Source organism: Natrinema amylolyticum (assembly GCF_020515625.1).
Taxonomy (GTDB): domain Archaea; phylum Halobacteriota; class Halobacteria; order Halobacteriales; family Natrialbaceae; genus Natrinema; species Natrinema amylolyticum.
On sequence record NZ_JAIWPJ010000001.1, the window covers coordinates 276,438 to 297,399 of the forward strand.

General features: G+C 65.1%; 22 protein-coding genes and 1 tRNA gene. 14 read left to right on the top strand and 9 right to left on the bottom strand.

Going from position 1 to position 20,962, the window contains the following annotated elements:
- Positions 1 to 11: 11 nt before the first annotated feature.
- The 3 genes from LDH66_RS01445 to LDH66_RS01455 are packed head-to-tail and all read right to left on the bottom strand — an operon-like array spanning position 12 to position 2,627.
- On the bottom strand, positions 12 to 992 hold the full coding sequence (locus tag LDH66_RS01445; protein WP_226479306.1) for a UbiA family prenyltransferase: 981 nt from the start codon (positions 990 to 992) through the stop codon (positions 12 to 14).
- 1 nt (position 993) lies between these two features.
- Positions 994 to 1,824 (bottom strand): sugar phosphate isomerase/epimerase family protein, encoded by an 831-nt coding sequence (locus LDH66_RS01450; RefSeq protein ID WP_226479307.1) that lies wholly within the window; start codon positions 1,822 to 1,824, stop codon positions 994 to 996.
- 2 nt (positions 1,825 to 1,826) lie between these two features.
- Entirely contained in the window at positions 1,827 to 2,627 is an 801-nt protein-coding gene (locus LDH66_RS01455; RefSeq protein WP_226479308.1) for a TatD family hydrolase, read from the bottom strand.
- A 302-nt stretch (positions 2,628 to 2,929) separates the two neighbouring features.
- Between LDH66_RS01455 and LDH66_RS01460 the strand changes: the two genes are divergently transcribed.
- From LDH66_RS01460 to LDH66_RS01470, 3 genes are all read left to right on the top strand, one after another.
- Positions 2,930 to 4,144 carry an inositol-3-phosphate synthase gene (locus LDH66_RS01460; protein ID WP_226479309.1) on the top strand — a complete coding sequence of 405 codons (1,215 nt, stop codon included), beginning with the start codon at positions 2,930 to 2,932 and terminating at the stop codon, positions 4,142 to 4,144.
- An 84-nt stretch (positions 4,145 to 4,228) separates the two neighbouring features.
- Positions 4,229 to 5,623: an alkaline phosphatase family protein gene (locus tag LDH66_RS01465; protein ID WP_226479310.1), complete on the top strand. Its 1,395-nt coding sequence runs from the start codon at positions 4,229 to 4,231 to the stop codon at positions 5,621 to 5,623.
- 193 nt (positions 5,624 to 5,816) lie between these two features.
- Positions 5,817 to 5,891, top strand: a tRNA-Glu gene (locus tag LDH66_RS01470).
- A gap of 389 nt (positions 5,892 to 6,280) precedes the next feature.
- Here the strand turns inward: LDH66_RS01470 and LDH66_RS01475 are convergent.
- On the bottom strand, positions 6,281 to 6,598 hold the full coding sequence (locus LDH66_RS01475) for a zinc ribbon domain-containing protein (protein ID WP_226479311.1): 318 nt from the start codon (positions 6,596 to 6,598) through the stop codon (positions 6,281 to 6,283).
- 448 nt (positions 6,599 to 7,046) lie between these two features.
- On the opposite strand from LDH66_RS01475, the gene lrp reads away from it, so the two are divergent.
- The 3 genes from lrp to LDH66_RS01490 all read left to right on the top strand — a co-directional run bounded on the left by lrp (position 7,047) and on the right by LDH66_RS01490 (position 8,825).
- Positions 7,047 to 7,502, top strand: a complete 456-nt coding sequence (lrp, locus tag LDH66_RS01480; protein ID WP_226479312.1) for an HTH-type transcriptional regulator Lrp — start codon at positions 7,047 to 7,049, stop codon at positions 7,500 to 7,502.
- A 131-nt stretch (positions 7,503 to 7,633) separates the two neighbouring features.
- Entirely contained in the window at positions 7,634 to 7,888 is a 255-nt protein-coding gene (locus LDH66_RS01485; RefSeq protein ID WP_226479313.1) for a HalOD1 output domain-containing protein, read from the top strand.
- A gap of 157 nt (positions 7,889 to 8,045) precedes the next feature.
- Positions 8,046 to 8,825 carry an MOSC domain-containing protein gene (locus LDH66_RS01490; RefSeq protein WP_226479314.1) on the top strand — a complete coding sequence of 260 codons (780 nt, stop codon included), beginning with the start codon at positions 8,046 to 8,048 and terminating at the stop codon, positions 8,823 to 8,825.
- On the opposite strand, the gene LDH66_RS01495 is transcribed toward LDH66_RS01490, so the two are convergent.
- A complete protein-coding gene (locus LDH66_RS01495) occupies positions 8,819 to 9,148 on the bottom strand; it encodes a hypothetical protein (RefSeq protein WP_226479315.1) in 330 nt (109 codons plus the stop codon). The two genes, LDH66_RS01490 and LDH66_RS01495, sit on opposite strands and share 7 nt — an antisense overlap.
- A 177-nt stretch (positions 9,149 to 9,325) precedes the next feature.
- Between LDH66_RS01495 and LDH66_RS01500 the strand changes: the two genes are divergently transcribed.
- Complete coding sequence (locus LDH66_RS01500) at positions 9,326 to 10,123, top strand: helix-turn-helix transcriptional regulator (protein WP_226479316.1); 798 nt, start codon at positions 9,326 to 9,328, stop codon at positions 10,121 to 10,123.
- A gap of 369 nt (positions 10,124 to 10,492) precedes the next feature.
- Complete coding sequence (locus tag LDH66_RS01505; RefSeq protein ID WP_226479317.1) at positions 10,493 to 10,720, top strand: DUF5795 family protein; 228 nt, start codon at positions 10,493 to 10,495, stop codon at positions 10,718 to 10,720.
- 265 nt (positions 10,721 to 10,985) lie between these two features.
- Here LDH66_RS01505 and LDH66_RS01510 read toward each other — a convergent pair whose 3' ends face one another.
- Together LDH66_RS01510 and LDH66_RS01515 are read right to left on the bottom strand one after the other, a co-directional pair.
- The gene (locus tag LDH66_RS01510) at positions 10,986 to 11,255 is read right to left on the bottom strand and encodes a hypothetical protein (protein ID WP_226479318.1); all 270 of its coding nucleotides are present in this window, start codon (positions 11,253 to 11,255) and stop codon (positions 10,986 to 10,988) included.
- Between the two features lie 103 nt (positions 11,256 to 11,358).
- Positions 11,359 to 12,192 carry a UbiA family prenyltransferase gene (locus LDH66_RS01515; RefSeq protein WP_226479319.1) on the bottom strand — a complete coding sequence of 278 codons (834 nt, stop codon included), beginning with the start codon at positions 12,190 to 12,192 and terminating at the stop codon, positions 11,359 to 11,361.
- Positions 12,193 to 12,612: 420 nt separating this feature from the next.
- On the opposite strand from LDH66_RS01515, the gene sucC reads away from it, so the two are divergent.
- The 3 genes from sucC to LDH66_RS01530 all read left to right on the top strand — a co-directional run bounded on the left by sucC (position 12,613) and on the right by LDH66_RS01530 (position 14,969).
- Positions 12,613 to 13,764, top strand: a complete 1,152-nt coding sequence (gene sucC / locus LDH66_RS01520; protein WP_226479320.1) for an ADP-forming succinate--CoA ligase subunit beta — start codon at positions 12,613 to 12,615, stop codon at positions 13,762 to 13,764.
- Positions 13,761 to 14,633, top strand: coding sequence for a succinate--CoA ligase subunit alpha (gene sucD / locus LDH66_RS01525; protein WP_226479321.1), 873 nt, complete (start codon positions 13,761 to 13,763; stop codon positions 14,631 to 14,633). Before sucC ends, sucD begins: the two co-directional genes overlap by 4 nt.
- 180 nt (positions 14,634 to 14,813) lie before the next feature.
- On the top strand, positions 14,814 to 14,969 hold the full coding sequence (locus LDH66_RS01530; RefSeq protein WP_226479322.1) for a hypothetical protein: 156 nt from the start codon (positions 14,814 to 14,816) through the stop codon (positions 14,967 to 14,969).
- Positions 14,970 to 15,091: 122 nt separating this feature from the next.
- Here LDH66_RS01530 and LDH66_RS01535 read toward each other — a convergent pair whose 3' ends face one another.
- Positions 15,092 to 16,096, bottom strand: a complete 1,005-nt coding sequence (locus LDH66_RS01535) for an MSCRAMM family adhesin SdrC (RefSeq protein ID WP_226479323.1) — start codon at positions 16,094 to 16,096, stop codon at positions 15,092 to 15,094.
- Positions 16,097 to 16,368: 272 nt separating this feature from the next.
- Between LDH66_RS01535 and rbcL the strand changes: the two genes are divergently transcribed.
- Positions 16,369 to 17,619: a type III ribulose-bisphosphate carboxylase gene (gene rbcL, locus LDH66_RS01540; protein WP_226479324.1), complete on the top strand. Its 1,251-nt coding sequence runs from the start codon at positions 16,369 to 16,371 to the stop codon at positions 17,617 to 17,619.
- A 32-nt stretch (positions 17,620 to 17,651) separates the two neighbouring features.
- On the opposite strand, the gene LDH66_RS01545 is transcribed toward rbcL, so the two are convergent.
- Positions 17,652 to 18,551 carry a haloalkane dehalogenase gene (locus LDH66_RS01545; RefSeq protein ID WP_226479325.1) on the bottom strand — a complete coding sequence of 300 codons (900 nt, stop codon included), beginning with the start codon at positions 18,549 to 18,551 and terminating at the stop codon, positions 17,652 to 17,654.
- Between the two features lie 201 nt (positions 18,552 to 18,752).
- Here LDH66_RS01545 and bioB point away from each other — a divergent pair, with 201 nt between their 5' ends.
- Together bioB and bioU are read left to right on the top strand one after the other, a co-directional pair.
- Positions 18,753 to 19,856, top strand: a complete 1,104-nt coding sequence (bioB, locus tag LDH66_RS01550) for a biotin synthase BioB (protein WP_226479326.1) — start codon at positions 18,753 to 18,755, stop codon at positions 19,854 to 19,856.
- Positions 19,857 to 19,892: 36 nt separating this feature from the next.
- Positions 19,893 to 20,951, top strand: a complete 1,059-nt coding sequence (gene bioU, locus LDH66_RS01555; protein ID WP_226479327.1) for a (S)-8-amino-7-oxononanoate synthase BioU — start codon at positions 19,893 to 19,895, stop codon at positions 20,949 to 20,951.
- The last annotated feature ends 11 nt before the right edge of the window (positions 20,952 to 20,962 follow it).

Here is a 20,962-nt window from a genome sequence, read left to right on the forward strand (position 1 = left end):
ACGTGGGTTAGTCACGTCACGTCGAAGACGCGAGCGAGGCCCACCGCGGGAACGAGAAAGACGGCGGCAGCGATCCCCCACTGGATCCCGACCACCGCGGCGAAGGCCGCGTCGAGTAACACGAGCCCGAGGACGCACGCCCCGACCGCCGGCCCGACGGTGCTCGGCACCGGATCGGCGTACGCGGCTCGCAGGGGTCGGCCGACCCACCAGCAGAACGCGGCGGCGAACGCGATTGCAGCTACCGTCTCGAGCGCGGCCGGACCGACGGCGACGAGAACCCAGCCGACGGCGAGCGCCGCTGCGCCCGCACCCAGAGCGGCGACCGCGACGGCCCCACGATTCCCGCCTTCGGTCTCTCGAGCGGCGATGAACGTGACGGCAGCGATGTAGCCGGTAACGACGGCGGGGACGGCGAGCAGTCGAACCGGTGCCCCGAGTACCACACCCCCGGCCGCGGTCGTGCCCAGCACGACGTTCAGCCCGCGCGTCGTCCCCATCGCGAGGAAACCGGCGGCGGTCCCCTTCAGGAGGCCGTCGTAGGCGACGATGGCGACGGCGACCAGCCCGGCGGCGACGGCGGCGGGGCCGCCCGCGACGGCGAACGCGATCCCGACCGCGAGAACCAGGAGCGCGAATCCGAGTCCGAACGCGGTGGGCCGAGAGACGCGACCGGACGGAATCGGACGTTCGGGCCGCTCTCGAGCGTCGACGGGCGCGTCGAAGGCGTCGTTGAGCGTCGTCCCAGCGGCGTAGAGGAGCACCGAACTGGCCGCGAGTCCCGCGACCGTGACCGGCAGCGGCTCGTGGCCGGCGGCGGCGACGAGCGCGGCCCCGAGGAGCACGTCCGGCGGCGCCGTAAAGAGGTTCGGCAGGCGGACCAGTTCGGCGTACGCGCCCGCGATGGCTCGGCCGCCGGTGTCCCGATCCGTCTCCTCGAGCGCGCCCGAGTCGCCGTCTCCGTCGGTTCCCGATCGGACGCCGCCGGCCACCCTACGCCCACCCGCGTTCCTCGAGGTAGTCCATCGCTTCCCGCGCGGTCTCGATCGGCGTCTCCTCGTAGGGGTAGAGTTCGACGGTGACGAAGCCGTCGTAGCCCCGTGTCTCGAGTTCGCCCAGGAAGGCGTCGATGTCCATCGCCCCGTCGCCGAGTCGGGTGTGCTCGTGGGTCCGGTCGGCGGGGATGTCCTCGAGGTGGTAGTGGCTCGTGTGGTCCCAGAGCGGTTCGACGAGTTCGGCCGGGTCCTCGCCGACGCAGTAGAAGTGGCCGGCGTCGAAGTTACAGCGCACGCGTGGCGAGTCGACGCGCTCGAGGAGGGCGAGGAACTCGTCTGCGGTCTCGATCAGCAGGTCGGGTTCGGGCTCGACGAGCAGGTCGACGTCGAGGTCCTCGGCCGTGGGGATGAGTTCCTCGAGACTGTCGACGAAGGTATCCATCGCCCACTCGCGGGACTTGCCCTCGGGAATCGGCCCGCCGGGTTCGATCGAGATGTAGGGGAGGCCGAGGTCGGCCGCGGTCTCGAGCGCCGCGAGGGTGTAGTCGATCCGTTTCCGTCGGTACTCCTCGTCCGGTTCGATATAGGAGGGGTGGTGAAAGCCCTCGATCGCGGTCAGCATGAAGGCGTTGCCGTTGCTGACGGCGATGTCGTTCCGCTCGAGGACTTTCTCGACGCGCTCGCGCTCGTCGTCGGTGCAGTCGGGCGGATAGAGGTGCGGCTCGTCGAGCAGCAGTTCGACGCCATCGTAGCCCGCGTCGGCGATGGCCTCGATCGCGTCCTCGAGTTGGTACTCCCGGAAGGCGTTGGTGGAGAAGCCGAACTGCATCGTCAGGCCTCGTAGTCGAAGTTCGGCGATTGGTCGAAGAACTCGTAGGGGTTCTCGAAGACCACTTTGCGGACCTCCTCGCGATCCCAGCCCCGGTCGAGCATCGTGTCGCGGGCCTTCGGCACCGCCAGCGGATCGGACGGATCCCAGTCGGCCGCGCTGTTGAAAATCATGTTGTCGGTGCCGTACTCCTCGAGCAGGTCGATCGCCGACTCGGTCTCGATCTTCCCGGGATAGAGCGTGAAGCCGATCCAGCAGTCCGTCCGCGTCGAGATGTCGATCGTGTTTTCGGTGTTGTGGTCGATGATGATCCGCTCCTGGGTGACGCCCATCTCCTCGATGATCTCGACGATGCGTTCGGTGCCCGACGGCTTGTCGGTGTGGGGCGTGTGAATGATGACCGGGAGTTCGCGCTCTTCGGCGATCTCGAGTTGCCGGCGGAACGCCCACTCCTCGTCGTCGGTGACCTGATCGAACCCGATCTCGCCGACGCCGACGACCGGGTCTCGGTCGAGGTACTCCGGAATCCGGTCGACGACCGCCTCGGCCATGTCGCGGTAGTTGGCTTCCTTCGGCTCGAGGCCGATCGTCACGTAGTGGTCCATGCCGGCGGCCCGGTCGGCGCGGTCGGTCTCGTGCTCGATGATCTGCTCGAAGTAATCGAAGAAAGAGCCGGCGTTGCGTTTGTCCTGACCGCTCCAGAACGCGGGCTCGATACAGCACTCGATACCCGCCCGCCGCGCTCGCCGGTAGTCGTCGGCCGAGCGCGAGACCATATGCATATGCGGATCGATAATTCGCATACAGGCCGTGCCACGAGTAAACGGTTTGGTGCTGCCGGTCGTTCGACCGACAAACTCGAGGTTGATGACGGGCCGTTGACTGGTCCCGGCGGCGGAATACGGTGTTACGACCGGGCAAAACCGTGTTACTTCCGCTACGCGAGTCATAACGAAAGCCGTCCGCCCACCACTCTCGTGGGAATGCTCCCAATCGAACCAGCGATGGCCGCGGGACGGTGGCGTGTGGCCGAATCCGGTAGTCCCGGGGACCGACGGAGGTCGGAATTCGACTGTACCCGCCCGTCCAGACGGAACGATTCCCGATGAGCCAGGGGACGGAGTCGGCGGACGACGAGCGAACCGGCGTCTGGCTCGTCGGCGCTCGAGGGAACGTCGCGACGATGTCCATCGTCGGTGCCCGCGCCATCTCCCAGGGGCTGACCGACACGACCGGGATGGTCACGGAACGCGACCCGGTCTCGAGTCTCGATCTCCCGCCGGTCGAGGGACTCGTCTTCGGCGGTCACGACATCGAATCGGAGTCGCTCGTCGCACGGGCCGAGCGCCAGCGCGATCGGAACGGCGTTCCCGACGCCGACACGCTCGAGTCGGTCCAGGACGATCTGGCCGCCATCGACGAGCGGATCGAAGTCGGGACGGCAGTCAACTGCGGTGCGGCCGTCTCCGAGGAGAGCGAACGGTTAGACGAGAGCCTGTCGATCCGGGACGTCGTCGATCAGATCCGGGACGACTACGAGACCTTCCGCGACACGCACGACCTCGATCGCCTCGTGGTCGTCAACGTCGCCTCGACGGAACCCGAACTGGCGGAGCCGGAGCGCTACGACACTCGCGACGCCCTCGAGCGAGCGATCGACGATGACGACCGCGACCTCCCGGCGAGCGTCCTCTACGCCTACGCCGCGATCGTCGATGACCACCCGTTCGTCAACTTCACGCCGAGTACGGGCAACGCACTCGGCGGCGTCCGCGAACTCGCGGCCGAAAACGGCGTCCCCCACATGGGCCGCGACGCGAAGACCGGCGAGACGCTCGTCAAATCCGCGCTCGCGCCCATGTTCGCCGGGCGCAACCTGCACGTAATGAGCTGGGAGGGCCACAACATCCTCGGCAACGAGGACGGCCTCGTCCTCGAGGACGAGGCGAACGCCGCGGGCAAGCTCGCGAGCAAGGGTGACGTGCTCGATTCGATCCTCCCCGACATCGGCCACAACCGCGTTCGAATCGACTACACCCCGTCGCTGGCCGACTGGAAGACCGCCTGGGACTACATCCACTTCGAGGGCTTTCTCGAGACGGAAATGAAGATGCAGTTCACCTGGGAAGGGTCCGATTCCGCGCTGGCCGCGCCGCTCGTCCTCGATCTGGTGCGGCTGGTCGCCCACGCCGACGAACACGACGACGGCGGGCTCCAGCCCCACCTCGCGTCGTTCTTCAAGGCCCCGATCGGCGTGGACGAACACGACTTCTCTCGGCAGCTGGATCGACTATACGACTACGCCGAGCGGCATCGCTGACGACGACCGTCCGCTCTCCCGTTCCCGCATCGAACCCGAACGCCATGACCGTCACCCCCACCCACATCGCCCATACCGCGAACGATGACTGAATCACCGAGTACAGAGACGACCGACACCGCTGGCCGCGCGATCGTCCTCGACGTCGTCGGCCTCCAACCCCACCATATCGACGCCGAGCGAACGCCGACCCTTGAGTCGCACTTCCCGACCGAATCGGTGACCGACCTCCGGCCGCCGTTCCCCGCCGTCACGGTGCCCGCCCAGACGACGCTCGCGACCGGGCGCGGTCCCGGCGAGCACGGCGACGTCTCGAGTGGCGAGTACGACCGCGAGCGCGACGCCGCCGAGTTCTGGGAGCGCGACCGCAACGGTCGCGACCGGATCTGGGAGACCGCCAGCGACGAGGCGGGGCTGACCACCGGCGTCCTGAACTTCCAGCACCTGATCGGGACGAGTGCCGACGTCGCGGTCACCCCCTCGCCGATCGAGGACGAGAACAACGACATCCTCGAGATGAACTGCTGGACCAATCCGGACGGCTTCTACGACGACCTCCGCGAGGAGCTGGGCCACTTCCCGCTGCACAACTACTGGGGCCCCGGCGCGAACGAGGAGGGGAGCCGTTGGATCCTCGCAGCCGCGCGAGAGGCGATCGATCGCTTCGATCCCGATCTGCTGTGGATCTACGTCCCGCATCTGGACTACGTCGGCCAGAGCGACGGACCCGAAAGCGACGCCTTCCAGGAGGAACTCGCCGTCGTCGACGATCTGCTCGCGGCGTTTCTCGACGACCTCGCCGAGACCGACCGCTGGGAGGAGACCGTCCTCACGCTCGTCAGCGAGTACGGCTTTCACGACGTGGATCGGCCGGTGTTCCCGAACCGCGCGCTTCGCGAGGCCGACCTCCTCGAGACCGACGGGGACGGCGACGTCGACGTCGCCGCCTCGGACGCATTCGCCATGGTCGACCATCAGATCGCCCACGTCTACGCCGACGACGGGTCGACCGACGCCGCTCGCGACACGCTCGCAGGACTCGAGGGGGTCGACGCCGTTCTCGATGAATCGAGCAAGGCCGAGCGCGGGATCGACCACCCGAACGCGGGCGAGTTCGTCCTCGTGGCCGATCCCGACAGCTGGTTCCAGTACTACTGGTGGACGGACCGCGCGAACGCACCGCCGTACGCGACCGAGATGGACATCCACGCCAAACCCGGCTTCGATCCCTGCGAACTGTTCTTCGGCGACGAGGGACTCGTCTCGCTCGACGCCTCGAAGGTCAGCGGCTCTCACGGCCGCGTCGACGAGTCCGCATTCGGGACGTTCGGCCTCGGCGGCCCGGCCGCACCTGCGCTCGAGGGCGACGAGCCCGTCGACGCCACTGACGTGACGCCGACGCTCGTCGATCTGTTAGGGCTCGAGGGGGCGCTCTCGACGGACATCGCCGGCTCGTCGATTCGTCCGGACCGAGAGTAAGGGGCGATCGGTCGCCGTTCTCGAAGGAAACACCGGTTGATGTCGGTGAAATAACGGGTCAACGTGCGTGATATCGTGCCACTGCGGGCCCGGAACGGAACGTTTTTCATTAGGCCTCGGCAACAACCAGTTGCGAAGCACGCCCCGACGGTTCGCTGAACGCGGTGACGCGAGCCCGGTGCGAGCACAGATCGCTCCGTTGGTGTAGTCCGGCCAATCATTTCGGCCTTTCGAGCCGATGACCTGGGTTCAAATCCCAGACGGAGCACTACAGCGAACGAACGTTTGTGAGTGAGCGAAGCGCGCACGGATGGGATTTGAAGTAGAGAAACGCGAGCGATAGAGAGCGTTTCGCGTGGTTCAAATCCCAGACGGAGCATTTCTCAGCAACCCATTTCGTGAGCCGGAAATGCAACCCTGGATTTGAAAGAGATCAGTTGCGTGCAGCGTAGCGAACACGTTTGGGAGTAGTTCAAATTCCAAATCGGATTCACAGTCAGACAATGCTCGAGTCTCTCCCGGCCGGAACACACGGAGTCTCTCGAAGCGAGTGTCGATACTTTCGTCACTCCAGTCTACGGTTTCGATCTGTACGTCGTACCTGGATAGCGATTCGATCGAAACGAATACGAGTCCGAGGAGCAGCAGTCGAGCGTCTCACTCGAGTTTCCGAAAGCAGTTCTGACAGAACGACGCGACCGAGTCGTTGTCAGCGGCACACGCGGAACACTGATCGGCGCGAGTCGCCGGTGTCTGCGAATCGGATGGGGGCCCAAAGAGGCGTTTCTGTGGATCGGCGTACGCGTCGATAACGTCGCCCCACGTGACTGCGGGATCAGTGTGACCCGCGCGATCGCTCGTGCGGGCGATCAGTGAACTCCGCTGCATGCGGACGAGCCCGTACCAGAATCCGAGGAAACAGACCGACGGGAGGAGGCAGAGTGACAGGATCGCCCCCACGAATATCAGGGTCATACCGGCCGTTTCTTCGCCCGATCTATGACTGCGCTCATGGAATTGTCCGCGAGTCATAACCGTCTCCCAGCGGTCACTGATATCGCGCGGTTCTCCGGCGATCGAACTTGAGAGACAGCGCCTCGTTACGACTCCGTCTCCGTGAACCCGGTTGCGACGGGTGTAAAGTGGCGTATGACCCGTTCGCTATGAAATAATGTCAGAAATATAATCTTTTTTGGAGAGGTTTTTTCATGAGTTCGAAGACCGAATTCCCCCATCGTCGCTCTCGTTTCGGAGACTTCGTCGAAGTTCGTCTCCGGCAACCGTCGACGAGCGGGTCAGTGTTCTTTCACCAATTCGCACCTCTGCACGACTTGTGCGCACACATTACAACACCGTCTCAAAAGAAGCGGATAGAACTGGATATTCGTAAACCCCTAGTATGAGGAGTGCTTCATACCGAACAATGACCTACGAACACCTGGATTCAGATCTGGTAAACGAACTGCTCGACGACGGCCGCGCGAGTCTGCGAAGTCTCGCCGAGGAACTCGACGTCTCCGTCACCACCGTGTCGAACCACCTCTCCGATCTCGAGGACGAGGGCGTGATCGAGGGCTACACGCCGAAGATCGACTACGACGCGGTCGGCTACGACGTGACCGCCGTCATGCAACTCAAAGCCGAAGGGAACGCGCTCCCCGAGATCACGGAGACGCTGAAGGATCACCGCCAGATGATCTCCGTCTACGAAGTTACGGGAGATTACGACGTGATCGCCATCGGGAAGTTCAAAGATACGGACGACATGAACGACCAGATCAAGACGCTAATCACCGATCCGGATATCAATCAGTCGAATACGAGCATCGTTCTCAACGCCGTCTCCGAGAACGAACAGTTCGAACTCGACACCGAGTGAGCAACGGGATACCGCCGGTATTCAACTCGACCCGAGATCGCGACGGTACCATTAGCCGGCGCGTCTGGCAATGACCACGGCGATCGAACGTTCCGCAAGCTATTAATAGAGCGATGTGGCGGTAGCTACCAATGGGCCAATCCCTCGCAGTCGACACCGACGAGGTGCACGAGCGGATCGTCACCGGCGTCGCGACGCTCGAGGACGCCGATCCACTGTCGTTACCACCGTTGTTCGAGGCGGTCGATCCCGATGCGCTCGCAGCGATCTTTGCGACGACGGAATCCGGCGAGCGTCGATCCGGTCGAATCGGATTTTCGTACGCCGACCACGAGATAACGGTCGAGTTCGATCAGCGCGGCGATCCCGTCGTGACGATCGACTGAGCGCGGCGCGGGAGTCCCCGCGAGTAGTCACTCTCTGGGATCGATCCGGCCGCTGATCGATAGCCGGCAGTGGGAGACCGCCGAGCCGTGAACGCGCGTTGCAATTCGATCCCGTTCGAAAGAAGACTGATAGGGGACCGGCCGGTACGTGGCGGTAATGGCACGACTCAACCGGCTCAGGGTCTATCCGGTGAAGGGGCTCGACGGCATCGATCTCGAGGCGGCCGACGTCCTCGAGGGCGGAACGCTGGCCCACGACAGGGAGTTCGCGCTGTTCGATCCCGACGGCGATGTTTTCAACGGCAAGCGGACGGATCGAGTGCACGCGCTCGATACCGAGTACGATCCCGTGACGGGCACGCTCGCGGTCGAGACGCCCGACGGCGAGGAACGGCAGTTCGATCTCGAGGCCGACCGTGAGACCGCCGAATCCTGGTTCAGCGAGTTCTTCGACGCGGAGCTCTCGCTCGAGCGGGACACGTCGCTGGGGTTCGTCGATCGGCGTGAGATGGGGCCGTCAGTCGTCAGTACGGCGACGCTCGAGACGGTCGCGTCCTGGTTCGACGAAATGAGCGTCGAGAGCGCTCGGCGGCGAATCCGGGCGAACATCGAGGTGTCAGGCGTCGACCCGTTCTGGGAGGATCGGTTTGTCGGCGCGGACGCGCCGGCGTTCGAGATCGGTGACGTTCGGTTCGAGGGGGTGACGCCCTGTGGACGGTGTGTCGTCCCGCAGCGGGATCCCGATACCGGGGAGCCGATCGCGGAGTTTCAGTCGCAGTTCGTTCGAAAGCGGGAGGAAACGTTCCCCGAGTGGGCGGACGCCGACGCGTTCGACCACTACTACTCGCTGATGATCATCACGCGCGTTCTCGAGGCCGATCGCGGCGAGACGCTCCGCGTCGGCGACCCGGTCGAAATCGAGTCGGCGGCTCAGTGATCGATTCCGGGCCGCTGGAACGTCGTCTCTGCGTCCCCTCGGTGCTCGGTCGAACCGTCCAGCGCGTCCTCGAGTTCCGGCGCGGCCAGCACGCCGTTTCGCTCGGGGCCGTCCGGTCGGCGGAAGTAGTAGGTCTCGGCACAGCCGGCGACCAATTCGGAGAGCGGTCGGTCCTCGTCGTGGACGACCGAGACGAGATCACCCGTCACCGCGACCAGCGCCGCGTCGTCGGGTTTGTAGAGCGCGTCTCGGAGTTCGCTGACAGTGCTATCGGCCGGCAGTTCGAGGGTAACGCCGTCGACGGTCGCCCATCGCGTCTCCATACCCGATCGTTCGGGCGTGACGTTCTATACGATTGTGCCCGCAGACACAGGCCGATCGCGGCGTCCCGGTCGATGACAGCGCTCGCTCGTGCCGATCGGTCGGATCGCCGGCATGCGGTCGGAGCCCCCAGCAGGGCCAGTGCGATAAAGTAGACGCAGTTGGAGAACCGAAACGTGATGGGTGATCGAACGGGGGACGAGATCGAGATGCTCGAGTACGTCACACGCTCACCGACCCGAGTACGGATCCTCGAGACGCTGGCAGCGGAGGGTGACGTTTCGAGAGACGCGTTGCGAACGGTTGTCGACGTCGTGCGAACGACGCTCCAACGGAATTTAGACGGGTTGGCGGAGCGGGGGCTGCTCCGCGAACGGGACCGACGATACGAGCTCACGTCGGCCGGTGCCCTCGTGGCGACGGCAGTGACGACGGCCGTCGACCGGGTCGGAGCGGCGATTCGGTTGCGGCCGGTGCTCGAGCGAATTCCGGCGACCGAACTCGGGTTCGATCTCGAGCGGCTGGTCGACGCGACGGTCGTCGAGTCCACTACGGCGAACCCCTACGCTCCGGTCGAGCGTCACGCGGCGAGCCTGGCCGACGCGGCACACGTCAGAGCGATACTGCCCGCGACGGGGGCGAACCCGCTCGAGACGTCACGGGAGGCCATCGAATCGGGGGCCGTGTTCGAGTTGCTGGTCACGGAGTCGGTTGCCGAGACGCTGCGGACGGACCCAGCGATCGCGGACACCTTCGCGGCGATGGTCGATGCGGAGTCGCTTTCCGTCTCGATCGTCGAGGACGAGATCCCGTTCTATCTGGGGGTCGTCGACGACGCCGTCCAGATCGGTGTCCACGACGAGAGCGGACTGCCGACGGCGCTCTTGGAGTCGACCGACGCGCGAGTCAGAGAGTGGGCGATCGGTCGGTTCGAGACCCTCGCGGAGCGAGCGACCGAGATGGATATCGACGAGTAGCCGCCGGCGGCGAGTATCGGCGACGGATAGCAGTCGGTGGCGGACCGATCGCGGCGCGTGCACGCCGTGCACGCGGTGTACGGAATACACTGATACCGTTTCGTCCCGACGACTACGATGCGGTAGGTGGAGATCCTCGAACGCCGCAGACGGCCACCGGATGGGGGAGGCAGGCCGACGGATACGGCTGGCCGGTGCGACGCCGATCTCCGGTTCCGACCCGCCCCGGAACCGCCTTTCGTTCTCAGCAGTCGTCGGTGAATCGGTCGTTCGTTCCGAGCCGAACCGAGAGCGCATCAGCCGCGAGTCCGCCTCGAGGCGGCGATCGGATCAGGAAACGCTTAGGGCATCGCGTCCGGTATCCCGAGTGTGAGCGAAAATCGCGTCGTTCAGGGGAGAATGGTGACGGCCGAAAAACTCGCGGAGCTCGTCGAGGGCGACTCCGTGATGGAAGTCGATTCGATCGAGGAGGCCGACGAGGAGTGCCCGGAGTGCGGCGGGAACGTACTGAAGGTCGTCTACATGCCGTCGGTCACCGAACTCGTCACCGGCTGGAAGTGCCAAGACTGCGACTGGAGCGAATCTGATCGCGATTGAGCCGACCACGCCGAGTATCGACGGCCGAACGATAGCGACCGCTGTCCTCGCGAGAACACGCCTCGCCCGAACTGACTGCGACGCCGTCCCCTTCCCGATCCGCGACCGACGCCGACATCGACGGTCGCGCGTCGAGCTAAATCTATCCGACGAGTGACCCGTCACCCGAGTTCACCGACGATTCTCATCACGGGGAAGGGCACCGGGATCGTCCGCTCGAGGCGGCGAAGCCGCTCCTATAGCAGCGGCCAGAGAGCCGGGATCGTCAGGGTTTCAACGGGAGTTCGGCTCGCCCGTCGGTGCGCATGACCGCTCTGTTGCGATCGGGCCACGCCAGCAATCGGTTTCGCAGGAGAGCGCCGTCGTCCGTCTCCGGATCGTAGCCGCCGAACGTCGCCGTAAGCGTCAGGACGATCCAGCCGCCGTACCCCAGAAACACGGTTACGGGCACCAACACGACGATCGAGACGACCGCCTTCACCACCCGCTCGACGAACGGATCATCCGCCGTCTCCGATTCGCCAGTGGTTGCCATACGCTTCGTTCGCCGTCCTCGAGTAACAATCCGGGTGCGTCCCGTCGCGGCGCTCCGTTCCGAGGGCTGACCTATCGCGTCCGCAGTCGACTGACCGCGGGCGTCACCAGACCAGCCACTCGAGCGCGAGGACGACGGCGGCGAGAAAGACGTGTTCGCCGTCGACGACGAACCCGTAGTACAGCGGGCCGCGGTCGGTGGTCGCGAAGGGGACGTACGCACAGACGTAGGCGTTCATCGCGAGCACGACGAGGAACTCGCGCGGAACCGCGCCGCCGACGACGAGGGCGACCACCGCCGCTGCGACGGCGACGGTCGCCAGCAGCGACAGGATGCGGGTCCGGTGCGGACCGAACAGGTTGGGGACCGTCGGGATCCCCTCCGCGCGGTCGCCCTCGATGTCCTTCACATCGAAGATCACCGCGGCGATGGTGATCATGGTCGTGATATAGGCGAAGAGAAACAGGATCTCCGGCGAGCGCAACTGACCGTAGTAGTAGCCGACGCCGAGCGGGATCGCGCCCCAGGCGAATCCGACCACGAGGTTTTTCACGAGAAAGATCTGCTTGACCCCGCCGACGGAGTACAGGAACACGACCGCGAGCGGGAGGAGCATGTACACCGCACCGGGGAGCGCGAGCGCGACGGCGATTCCGACCGCGGCGACGTAGAGCGCGATTCCCGCGGACAGCCAGAGCGTCCCGTACCGCTTGGTAAAGGCCGCGCGCTGTGGCACGTTCTGTTCGTCCTCCTCGAGGTCGGTGAACCGGTTGACGGTGTAGACGAACATCGTCGCCGCGAAGACGATGAACAGCGGCAGGGGCTCGAGGGGCAGGTCCGCGAGGAGGACGGTCGTGACGGCGACGCTGACCGTCGCCAGCGAGATGAAGAGGTTACTGTGGACCAGAAACCGAAGGGCGGTCGTTATCGATGACACCCAACCCGACGTTCGATGCGTTGCGGTAGGGTTCCTCACGACGGTGCGCCTCGTCTCGAGGTAGCGGCCGGCAGACGTTTGAATGCTGTGTCGATCCCGTCGATCCGTCGTTCGGTCGACTTCCCGAACCATAAAATACGATGAGATCGTGCGAGCTTCACCCACGACGGACCGATCGATCGGAATTTACTCGGATTCGTACTACTGGAAAAACGACTACTCGTAGTGGGAATTCGGGACCGAGTTCGGACGTGCGGGAAGGTCACACCCACCTTCAGTTGAAAACCCACACAAAGAGGGGCGATGAGAAAACGGTACGGCGGTAACGCACCCGGTGTAGTCGATACACGTCGATCGATCTCCGGTGGCGAGTGGAAACTGGCAGGATTTAAGCAAGGTCGGCACGCCCGTTCGAATGGCATGAAATTACACGAGTATCAGGCGAAGAACGTCTTCGCCGATGCCGGGATTCCGACGCCGGACTCACAGCTCGCGTCCGACGTCGACGGCGTCGTATCCGCGGCTGAGGAGATCGGGTATCCAGTCGCAGTGAAAGCGCAGGTACAGGTCGGCGGCCGAGGCAAGGCCGGCGGAATTAAACTCGTTGAGGACGCAGACGAGGCTCGGGACGCGGCCTCCCAGATCCTCGGCATGGATCTGAAGGGGTATCACGTCGATCGCGTCCTCGTCGAGGAAGCGGTCGACTTCGTGAACGAACTCTACGTTGGGATCACGATGGACCGCGGCGAGGGCAAACCCGTCGCGATGGTCTCGACCAAGGGCGGCGTCAACATCGAGGAGGTCGCCGAGGAAGATCCCGAGGCGATCGCCCGCGAACACATCGATCCCTCCTTCGGGATGCATCCCTACCAGGCCCGCAAGGCCGTCTACGACGCCGGCGTCGATCAGTCGATCGCGCGCGACGTCTCGAGCGTTCTCACGACGCTCTACCAGCTCTGGGACGACAAGGACGGCGCCGACGCCGAGATCAACCCGCTGATGGTCACCAGCAATAACGAGGTCATCGCGGCCGACGCCGTGATGAACATCGACGAGGACGCGCTGTTCCGCCAGCCCGAACTCGCCGAGATGGAGGAGGAAGCGGCCGGCGGCGACGAACTCGAGCAGAAGGCCGACGAGTACGGCTTCGACTACGTCCGCCTCGACGGCAACGTCGGCATCATCGGCAACGGTGCGGGCCTCGTGATGACGACGCTCGACCTGGTCGATCACTACGGCGGCAAACCCGCCAACTTCCTGGACGTCGGTGGCGGCGCGAAGGCCGCCCGCATCGCGAACGCGCTCGACATGGTGTTCTCCGACGACAACGTCGATTCGGTCGTCTTCAACATCTTCGGCGGCATCACGCGCGGCGACGAGGTCGCCCGCGGGATCAACGAGGCGCTCGAGCAGTTCGACGAGATCCCCAAGCCGGTCGTCGTCCGACTGGCCGGGACCAACTGGGAGGAAGGCATGGAAATTCTCAACGAGGACCTCGTGACGGTCGAACAGACCCTCGAGGACGCGGTCCAGCGTGCCGTCGAGTACGCTGGGGAGGTGAACGACCAATGAGCGTACTAGTCGACGACGACACGCGCGTCGTGGTACAGGGCATCACCGGCGGGGAAGGCAAGTTCCACGCCGAACAGATGATGGAGTACGGCACCAACGTCGTCGCCGGTGCGGTCCCCGGCAAGGGCGGCCAGGAGGTCAGCGGCGTGCCGGTCTACGACACGGTCCACGAGGCCGTCGACGAGGAGAACGCGGACACGTCCGTGATCTTCGTCCCGCCGGCGTTCGCCGGCGACGCGGTGTTCGAATCGCTCGACTCGGATCTCGACCTCGCGGTCGCGATCACGGAGGGCATTCCGACCCAGGACATGGCGCGAGTCAACAAGCGCCTCTCCGAGACCGATACCCGACTCATCGGTCCGAACTGTCCCGGTCTCATCACGCCCGGCGAGGCCAAACTGGGCATTCTCCCCGGCAACATCTTCGCCGAGGGGAACGTCGGTCTCGTCTCCCGCTCGGGGACGCTGACGTATCAGGTCGTGGACAGCCTGACCAACCGTGGTATCGGCCAGACGACCGCCATCGGTATCGGCGGCGACCCGATCATCGGCACCGACTTCGTCGACGCCCTCGAGCTGTTCGAGGACGATCCCGACACCGACGCCATCGTCATGTGCGGTGAGATCGGTGGCGAGGACGAGGAGGAAGCGGCCGCGTTCATCGACGACTACGTCGACACGCCGGTCGCCGGCTTCATCGCCGGCCGTACCGCACCGCCGGGCAAGCGGATGGGCCACGCCGGTGCGATCGTCTCCGGCTCCGGAACGGGCACTGCAGAGAGTAAGATCAGCGCCCTCAACGACGCCGGCGTCCCCGTCGGCGACACTCCCGAGGAAGTCGCCGACCAGATCGAAGAGTTCCTCGCGTAACGCTGCCGTCTCGCGCTCGCGTCCGCCGCGCGGTCGCGAGCAGTCGCGCGGTATCTCGTCTTTTTCGACGCGACTCGACTCGAGCCACGTAGTTCCCGAGTCGCCGGTACCGAGACTGCCGAGGGCTCCCCGTCACTCTCTCGCAGTACGATCATAGTCGCCCGGCGCGTCACCGTCGGTATGCCAGTCTGGCTCGAGTGTGATCGCTGTGGCTCCGAGCAGACGATCCCGGAGCGACCGGACGATCCGGAAAGGGGCGGGACGCAGTGTCCCGAGTGCGGTGGGAAGTCGTACACGGTCCGGCGGGCCGGACTCGCGTGGCATCCCGAGGGGTGACGCGCTCGAGAGCGACGAGTCGAGGCGGTCGAGACGCATCGGTACGGACCGCCGCGGACGGAAGCGCCGCGACGTCGGCATCGAAAACAGTCCGTTCGGTGGGAGAGCGACCGAGGGTGAATTCAGAACAACCCGCCGAGCAGCGATCGCAGCCGGCCGAGTAGTCCCGACGGTTCGTCGTCGGCTGCGGTCGCGTCCTCTGTCTCGTCGACCGCAGTCTCGGTTTCACTTTCAGTTTCAGTCTCGGTCTCGGCGTCTGCAGCCTCGGTCTCCTCAGTGACGGTATCGCTCTCCGCGTCGTCACCATCGCAGTCGGTCGGCCCTGGGTCGACTGCTGGCGCGTCCGACTCGGGGTCGAGACTCGAGCCCGCGTCGTCGCTCCGGGCCGCCGTGTCGGCGCTCGGGTTCGACGGCGTCTCAGGAGCGGCGTCGGCATCGACCGCAGTTGCGGTGTCGCTCCCCGAGTCTGTGTCAGTCACAGTAGCGACATCGGACTCGATGGCATCGGCGGACCCGTTTCCAATGGCGGACTCGCTATCAGCGGACCCGTTCTCGACGCCGGACTCGCCGTCGGATGACTCGTCGACGGTTCCGGGAGCAGTCGCTGTCGGTGCGTCCGAGTCGTCGTCACCGTCGACGGACGGCGTTTCCGCGTCGGCTCGCTCGAGTTCTTCGTCCGTCCCGGTGAGATCAGTGGACTCGTTGTCCCGTGGATCGTCGGACTCGTCGGCGTCGACCCAGAGGAACTCCTGATCTTTCGTGCGGTCGGTGAGCAGCAACTCTGTCAACTCTCCGTCATCGACCACGAACTCGTCGTCGACTGACGTCGCCGGGTTGGACTCCGGTTCGTCCGCGCTCGCGATGATGTCGTCCGGACTCTCGTCCGCGAGTACATCGTCGGCACCGCCTTCATCAGCCCCTTCAGTCCGGAGCTGATCGAAGACGGCGGCGGCCGTCCTGTCCTCGATACCACCCGTTTCCGGCCGGTCGGTTTCGTCCTCCACCGCCGACTCCGTCCGGTCCTGGTCACCCATGTCGGTCTCCTCGAACTCTCCGAACAGTTCGTCGGCGCTCGAGCCCACGTCGAACCCGCCGTCGCCCGGACTGTCTGTTGTACTGTCTGTCATGGACCCGTTCTCTCCTAGTAGATTATCACACGACTTTAATTTTCGGAATTTTCTCAGTCAGGATAGATGAGAGAAGTGACGTATTAGTGTACCGGCCGTCAGCGGCTCTCGACGGTAGCGGAAGTTGACAAATAAACAGTATTCGGGATTCAGAGACGACGATTAGAAAAATCACGGTTCGAGACAGGACGCAGCAGCGACGTTCCGATCGACGGCCGTTCGCGGGCCGGCACAAGCACTATTACTGGATACGGTGTACGTGGGATGGTACCATGACTGGGATCGAGTACGACGACTTCCTGGACCTCGGATACGAGCCCGCGGCGACGGAGTTGGTCTGTGAGTTCGCGATCGAGCCGGCCGACGGGATGTCGATGGAGGCGGCGGCCAGCCGCGTCGCCTCGGAGTCCTCGAACGGCACGTGGGCCGCTTTGCACGTCGACGAGGACGAACTGACGGATCTCGGTGCAGTCGCCTGCGGTATCGACGGACGGACGGTCACCGTCGCCTACCCAGTCGAACTGTTTGAGGCCGGCAGCATGCCACAGATCCTCTCGTGTATCGCCGGCAACATCCTGGGGATGAAGGCCGTCGACTCGATCCGACTCGAGGACTGCGACTGGCCGGAATCGATCACGAGCGGGTTTCCGGGACCCCAGTTCGGGACGAGCGTCGCCCGCGAGAAACTCGACGCCGGCGAGCGGCCGGTGTTGGCGACGGTGCCGAAACCAAAGGTGGGTCTCTCGACCGACGCCCACGCCCGAATCGGCGAGGAAGCCTGGCGCGGCGGTATCGACCTGCTGAAAGACGACGAGAACCTCACCGATCAGGACTTCAATCCCTTCCGGGATCGACTCGCCGAGAGCCTCGCCGCCCGCGACCGCGTCCAGGAGGAGACGGGCGAGCGCAAGGACTACCTCGTGAACGTCACCGCAGAGACCACCGAGATGCTCGAGCGCGTCGACCTCGTCGCCGAACACGGCGGCGGCTTCGTCATGGTCGACGTGATCACCTGCGGCTGGGCGGCCGTCCAGAGCGTCCGCGAGCGCTGCGAAGATCACGGGCTGGCGATCCACGCCCATCGAGCGATGCACGCCGCCTTCGACCGGCTCGACCATCACGGCGTCTCGATGCGCGTCATCGCCCAGATCGCCCGCCTCTGTGGCGTCGATCACATCCACACCGGGACCGCGGGACTGGGCAAACTCGCAAACGAGGACACCCCGGGGATCAACGCGTGGCTCACCGGCGACTGTCACGGACTGCAGCCCGTCCTTCCGGTCGCCTCCGGCGGGCTCCATCCCGGCGTGGTCGACCAGTTGCTCGACGCGCTCGGGACGGACATCATCGTCCAGGCCGGTGGCGGGGTCCACGGCCACCCCGACGGCACGCACGCGGGCGCGAAAGCGCTCCGACAGTCCGTCGAGGCCTCGATGGCGGGCGAGGACCTCGAGACCTACGCCGACGACCATCCGGAACTGGCGACGGCCCTCGAGAAGTGGGGTGCCGAAACGCCGCGATAGCGAGTCGGCTCGGTTCGACCGTCTCGCTCGATTCAGGTTCGATCGACGAAGTCGACGATACGTTCGGCGATTTCCTCGCCGGCGTCTTCCTGCAGGAAGTGTGCGGCCTCGTCGATCCAGATGTCGGGTTGCTCGGTCGCGGTCGGAATGTGGTGTCGGAGCGGATCGCGGTCGTGAGACGTGATCGGATCCTCTCTCCCGAACAGCACGAACGCCGGTTTCTCCCACTCGCCGAGGCGCTCCTGCGTTTCGGCCATCAGCTCCGCCCCGGGATCGTCGGGCGACGTGGGAACGAGGCCGGGAAACGTCCGCGCGGCGGCCATATGCCGTTCGTCGGGGAACGGCGCCCGGTAGGCGTCGACTACCTCTTCGGAGAGGTCGCGGTAGCAGCCGTTGCGAACGAGTCTACCGATGTCGAGGTCGTCGGCGGTCGCGACCATTTCGGCGAACTCGTGCCACCTGTCGCTCATCTCCTGTGTGCCGTCCGGCACGCCGGTGTTCATCGGGACGAGGCGCGCGAACCGCTCGGGCTGGTGGGTCGCGAGCGGGAGCCCGAGGACGCCACCCCAGTCCTGGCAGACGAGCGTGATATTCGTCAGATCGAGTTCCTCGACGAACGTCTGTAACGCGTCGTAGTGCATCTCGACGGAGTACGCGTCCCGGTCCTCGTATCGGTCGGACCGCCCGCAGCCGATCAGGTCGGGGACGACGACGCGGCCGCGTTCGGCCAAGGTGGGCATCATCTTCCGATAGAGGAACGACCACGTCGGTTCGCCGTGGAGGCAGAGAAACGTTTCGTCGGACTCCTCGCTCTCTCCATCACCGCCGGTTTCCACGTACGCCATCCGTAGATCGCCGACGTCGACGTACTGCGGTTCGTAGTCGAAATCCGGAACGTCCTCGAATCGATCCTCGGAGATACTGATTGCCATACTTCACGATACCATACAACACTATTCAAACGTTAGGGAACCGACGTGAACGTCCCGATAGTTTGCCGAGGACGGGCTGATTCCGCGACGTCAGTGTCGATCACGCGCTCCGAAGTCGGCCAGCCAGAACGACTCTCGAGGACCGTCCGATCAGAACGACCATCCAAAAACATTATATTTCCGTTAACCGCGTCTAGAGATGTGGTTTACGAGACTGGCAACGAGACGGTCGACGACGCGCTCGAGCGGGTGATGGCCGGCGAGCGACTCGATCGGACCGACGGACTGGCGCTGATGGCCCAACCGGTCGACGCACTCGCGGAGGCCGGCGCGGCCGTGCGCGATCGCTTCGGAGACGGCACGGTCGACGCCTGCTCGATCGTCAACGCGAAGGCGGGCGACTGCGCCGAGGACTGCGGCTTCTGTGCGCAGTCGGTCCACTTCGATACCGGCATCGACACCTACGGCTTCCTCGGCCCCGAGAAGATCCTCGAGGCCGCCAAACGCGCCGAACGCGACGGTGCCCAGCGCTTCGGCATCGTCGTGGCCGAAAAGGGCGTCTCGAAGGAACATCGCCCCGGAGAGTGGGCGGAGGTCCTCGAGTCGATCCGCCGCGTGCGCGATGAGTGCGACCTCGAGGTTGACGCCTCCCTCGGTATCCTGACCGAGGAGGAGGCCGCGATCCTCGCCGAGGAGGGGATCAATCACTACAATCACAACATCGAGACCTCGCCGAACTACTTCCCCGAGATCATCGGGAGCCACAGCTTCGAGGATCGAGTGAAGACGCTCGAGGTCGCCAAGGAGGCCGGTATGGACCTCTGTGCCGGCGTCATCCTCGGCATGGGCGAGACCCCAACCGATCGCGTCGAGGCGGCCATCGCCCTACAGGACATCGGCGTCTCCTCGCTGCCGGTCAACGTCCTCAACCCAGTCGCGGGGACGCCGCTGGCCGAGGAGGGCGTCGATATCACGACCGAGGAGATCGTCAAGACGGTCGCGGTGTACAAACTGCTCCACCCCGACGCACGGGTGCGCCTGACCGGCGGCCGCGAGGTTAATCTCGAACCCGACGAGCAACACCTGCCGCTCGAGGCCGGCGCGGACGGCATCCTCACCGGCGACTACCTCACGACCGAGGGCCAGTCGCCCGGCGACGACTTGGAGATCGTCGAGCGCGCGGGGCTGGAACCCAATATGGACGCGAACGAGTTCGACCCCGAAGCGGTCAAGGACCGTCACAGCGACGCTCCGGAGTCGTCGACCGAGACGGCGAGCGCGGGCGTGGAACCGAGCGACGACTGACGACTCCCGATCACGAATTCACCGACATCGATACACATGGACGAAATCACGTATGCGGTACTCGGAACCGGAGGCATCGGCCGACGAGCACTCGAAGTGAGCCAGCACAAGGACGCGCTGACGCCCGTCGCGGCGTGTGACCGCCACGGCGTCGCCGTCGACTTCGACGGCCTCGACGTCGACGAACTGCTGGCCGCGACGGAAGGGAATATCGACAGCGAAGTGGCGACGGACGGAGGAACGGGGACGGCGTCCACGGAAGGCGGCGTCAAACGACACGGCGAACAGCGGGGCGTCGTCGCCTCGAGCCAGGCCCGCTCCAGCGAGGATCCGATTCAGGATATCATCGACCGCGGCGACCGGATCGACGCGGTCCTGCTCGCTCTCCCGAACTACGAACACGACTTCATTCCGCGGACGGCCGACCGATTCGCCGAGGGCGGCTACTCCGGGGTCATGATCGACGTCCTCAAGCGCTCACGCGTGATCGACATGCTCGACGACCGGAGCGAGGAGTTCGAGGACGCCGGTATCACCTTCATCTGCGGCGCGGGCGCGACGCCCGGCCTGCTGACCGGTGCCGCCGCGCTGGCCGCCCAGTCGTTCGTCGAGGTCACCGACGTCGACATCTGGTGGGGCGTCGGCCTGAAATCGGGCTACGAGGACAACCGCGGCACCGTCCGCGAGGACATCGCGCACCTCCCCGAGTACGACATCGAGACCGCCCGCGACCTCTCCGAATCCGAGATCGAGGAGATCATCGACGACCACGACGGCGTCATCGAGTTCGAGGACATGGAACACGCCGACGACGTCCTGCTCGAGCGCGCCGGCGTCTGCGACGCCGAGGACGTCACCGTCGGCGGGATCCTCGACGTGCGCAACGACGAGAAGCCGACGACGACGACGGTCCGCGTGACCGGACGCACGTTCGACGGCGAGACGGCAACCAACACCTTCCAACTGGGCGACGAGACGAGCATGGAAGCCAACGTCAACGGGCCCGCGCTGGGCTACCTGAAAGCCGGCGTCCGACGGAATCGCGCGGGCGAGTACGGCGTCTTCGGCCCGGCCGACCTGATGCCCGGCTTCTGATCCCGTCCAAC

What these genes read in the sequence shown, in the direction of transcription:
- LDH66_RS01450 (WP_226479307.1), bottom strand. Translation starts at nt 1,824, where the DNA reads ATGCAGTTCGGCTTCTCCACCAACGCCTTCCGGGAGTACCAACTCGAG.
- LDH66_RS01455 (WP_226479308.1), bottom strand. Translation starts at nt 2,627, where the DNA reads ATGCGAATTATCGATCCGCATATGCATATGGTCTCGCGCTCGGCCGAC.
- LDH66_RS01460 (WP_226479309.1), top strand. Translation starts at nt 2,930, where the DNA reads ATGAGCCAGGGGACGGAGTCGGCGGACGACGAGCGAACCGGCGTCTGG.
- LDH66_RS01465 (WP_226479310.1), top strand. Translation starts at nt 4,229, where the DNA reads ATGACTGAATCACCGAGTACAGAGACGACCGACACCGCTGGCCGCGCG.
- LDH66_RS01475 (WP_226479311.1), bottom strand. Translation starts at nt 6,598, where the DNA reads ATGACCCTGATATTCGTGGGGGCGATCCTGTCACTCTGCCTCCTCCCG.
- lrp (WP_226479312.1), top strand. Translation starts at nt 7,047, where the DNA reads ATGACCTACGAACACCTGGATTCAGATCTGGTAAACGAACTGCTCGAC.
- LDH66_RS01485 (WP_226479313.1), top strand. Translation starts at nt 7,634, where the DNA reads ATGGGCCAATCCCTCGCAGTCGACACCGACGAGGTGCACGAGCGGATC.
- LDH66_RS01490 (WP_226479314.1), top strand. Translation starts at nt 8,046, where the DNA reads ATGGCACGACTCAACCGGCTCAGGGTCTATCCGGTGAAGGGGCTCGAC.
- LDH66_RS01495 (WP_226479315.1), bottom strand. Translation starts at nt 9,148, where the DNA reads ATGGAGACGCGATGGGCGACCGTCGACGGCGTTACCCTCGAACTGCCG.
- LDH66_RS01500 (WP_226479316.1), top strand. Translation starts at nt 9,326, where the DNA reads ATGGGTGATCGAACGGGGGACGAGATCGAGATGCTCGAGTACGTCACA.
- LDH66_RS01510 (WP_226479318.1), bottom strand. Translation starts at nt 11,255, where the DNA reads ATGGCAACCACTGGCGAATCGGAGACGGCGGATGATCCGTTCGTCGAG.
- sucC (WP_226479320.1), top strand. Translation starts at nt 12,613, where the DNA reads ATGAAATTACACGAGTATCAGGCGAAGAACGTCTTCGCCGATGCCGGG.
- sucD (WP_226479321.1), top strand. Translation starts at nt 13,761, where the DNA reads ATGAGCGTACTAGTCGACGACGACACGCGCGTCGTGGTACAGGGCATC.
- LDH66_RS01530 (WP_226479322.1), top strand. Translation starts at nt 14,814, where the DNA reads ATGCCAGTCTGGCTCGAGTGTGATCGCTGTGGCTCCGAGCAGACGATC.
- LDH66_RS01535 (WP_226479323.1), bottom strand. Translation starts at nt 16,096, where the DNA reads ATGACAGACAGTACAACAGACAGTCCGGGCGACGGCGGGTTCGACGTG.
- rbcL (WP_226479324.1), top strand. Translation starts at nt 16,369, where the DNA reads ATGACTGGGATCGAGTACGACGACTTCCTGGACCTCGGATACGAGCCC.
- LDH66_RS01545 (WP_226479325.1), bottom strand. Translation starts at nt 18,551, where the DNA reads ATGGCAATCAGTATCTCCGAGGATCGATTCGAGGACGTTCCGGATTTC.
- bioU (WP_226479327.1), top strand. Translation starts at nt 19,893, where the DNA reads ATGGACGAAATCACGTATGCGGTACTCGGAACCGGAGGCATCGGCCGA.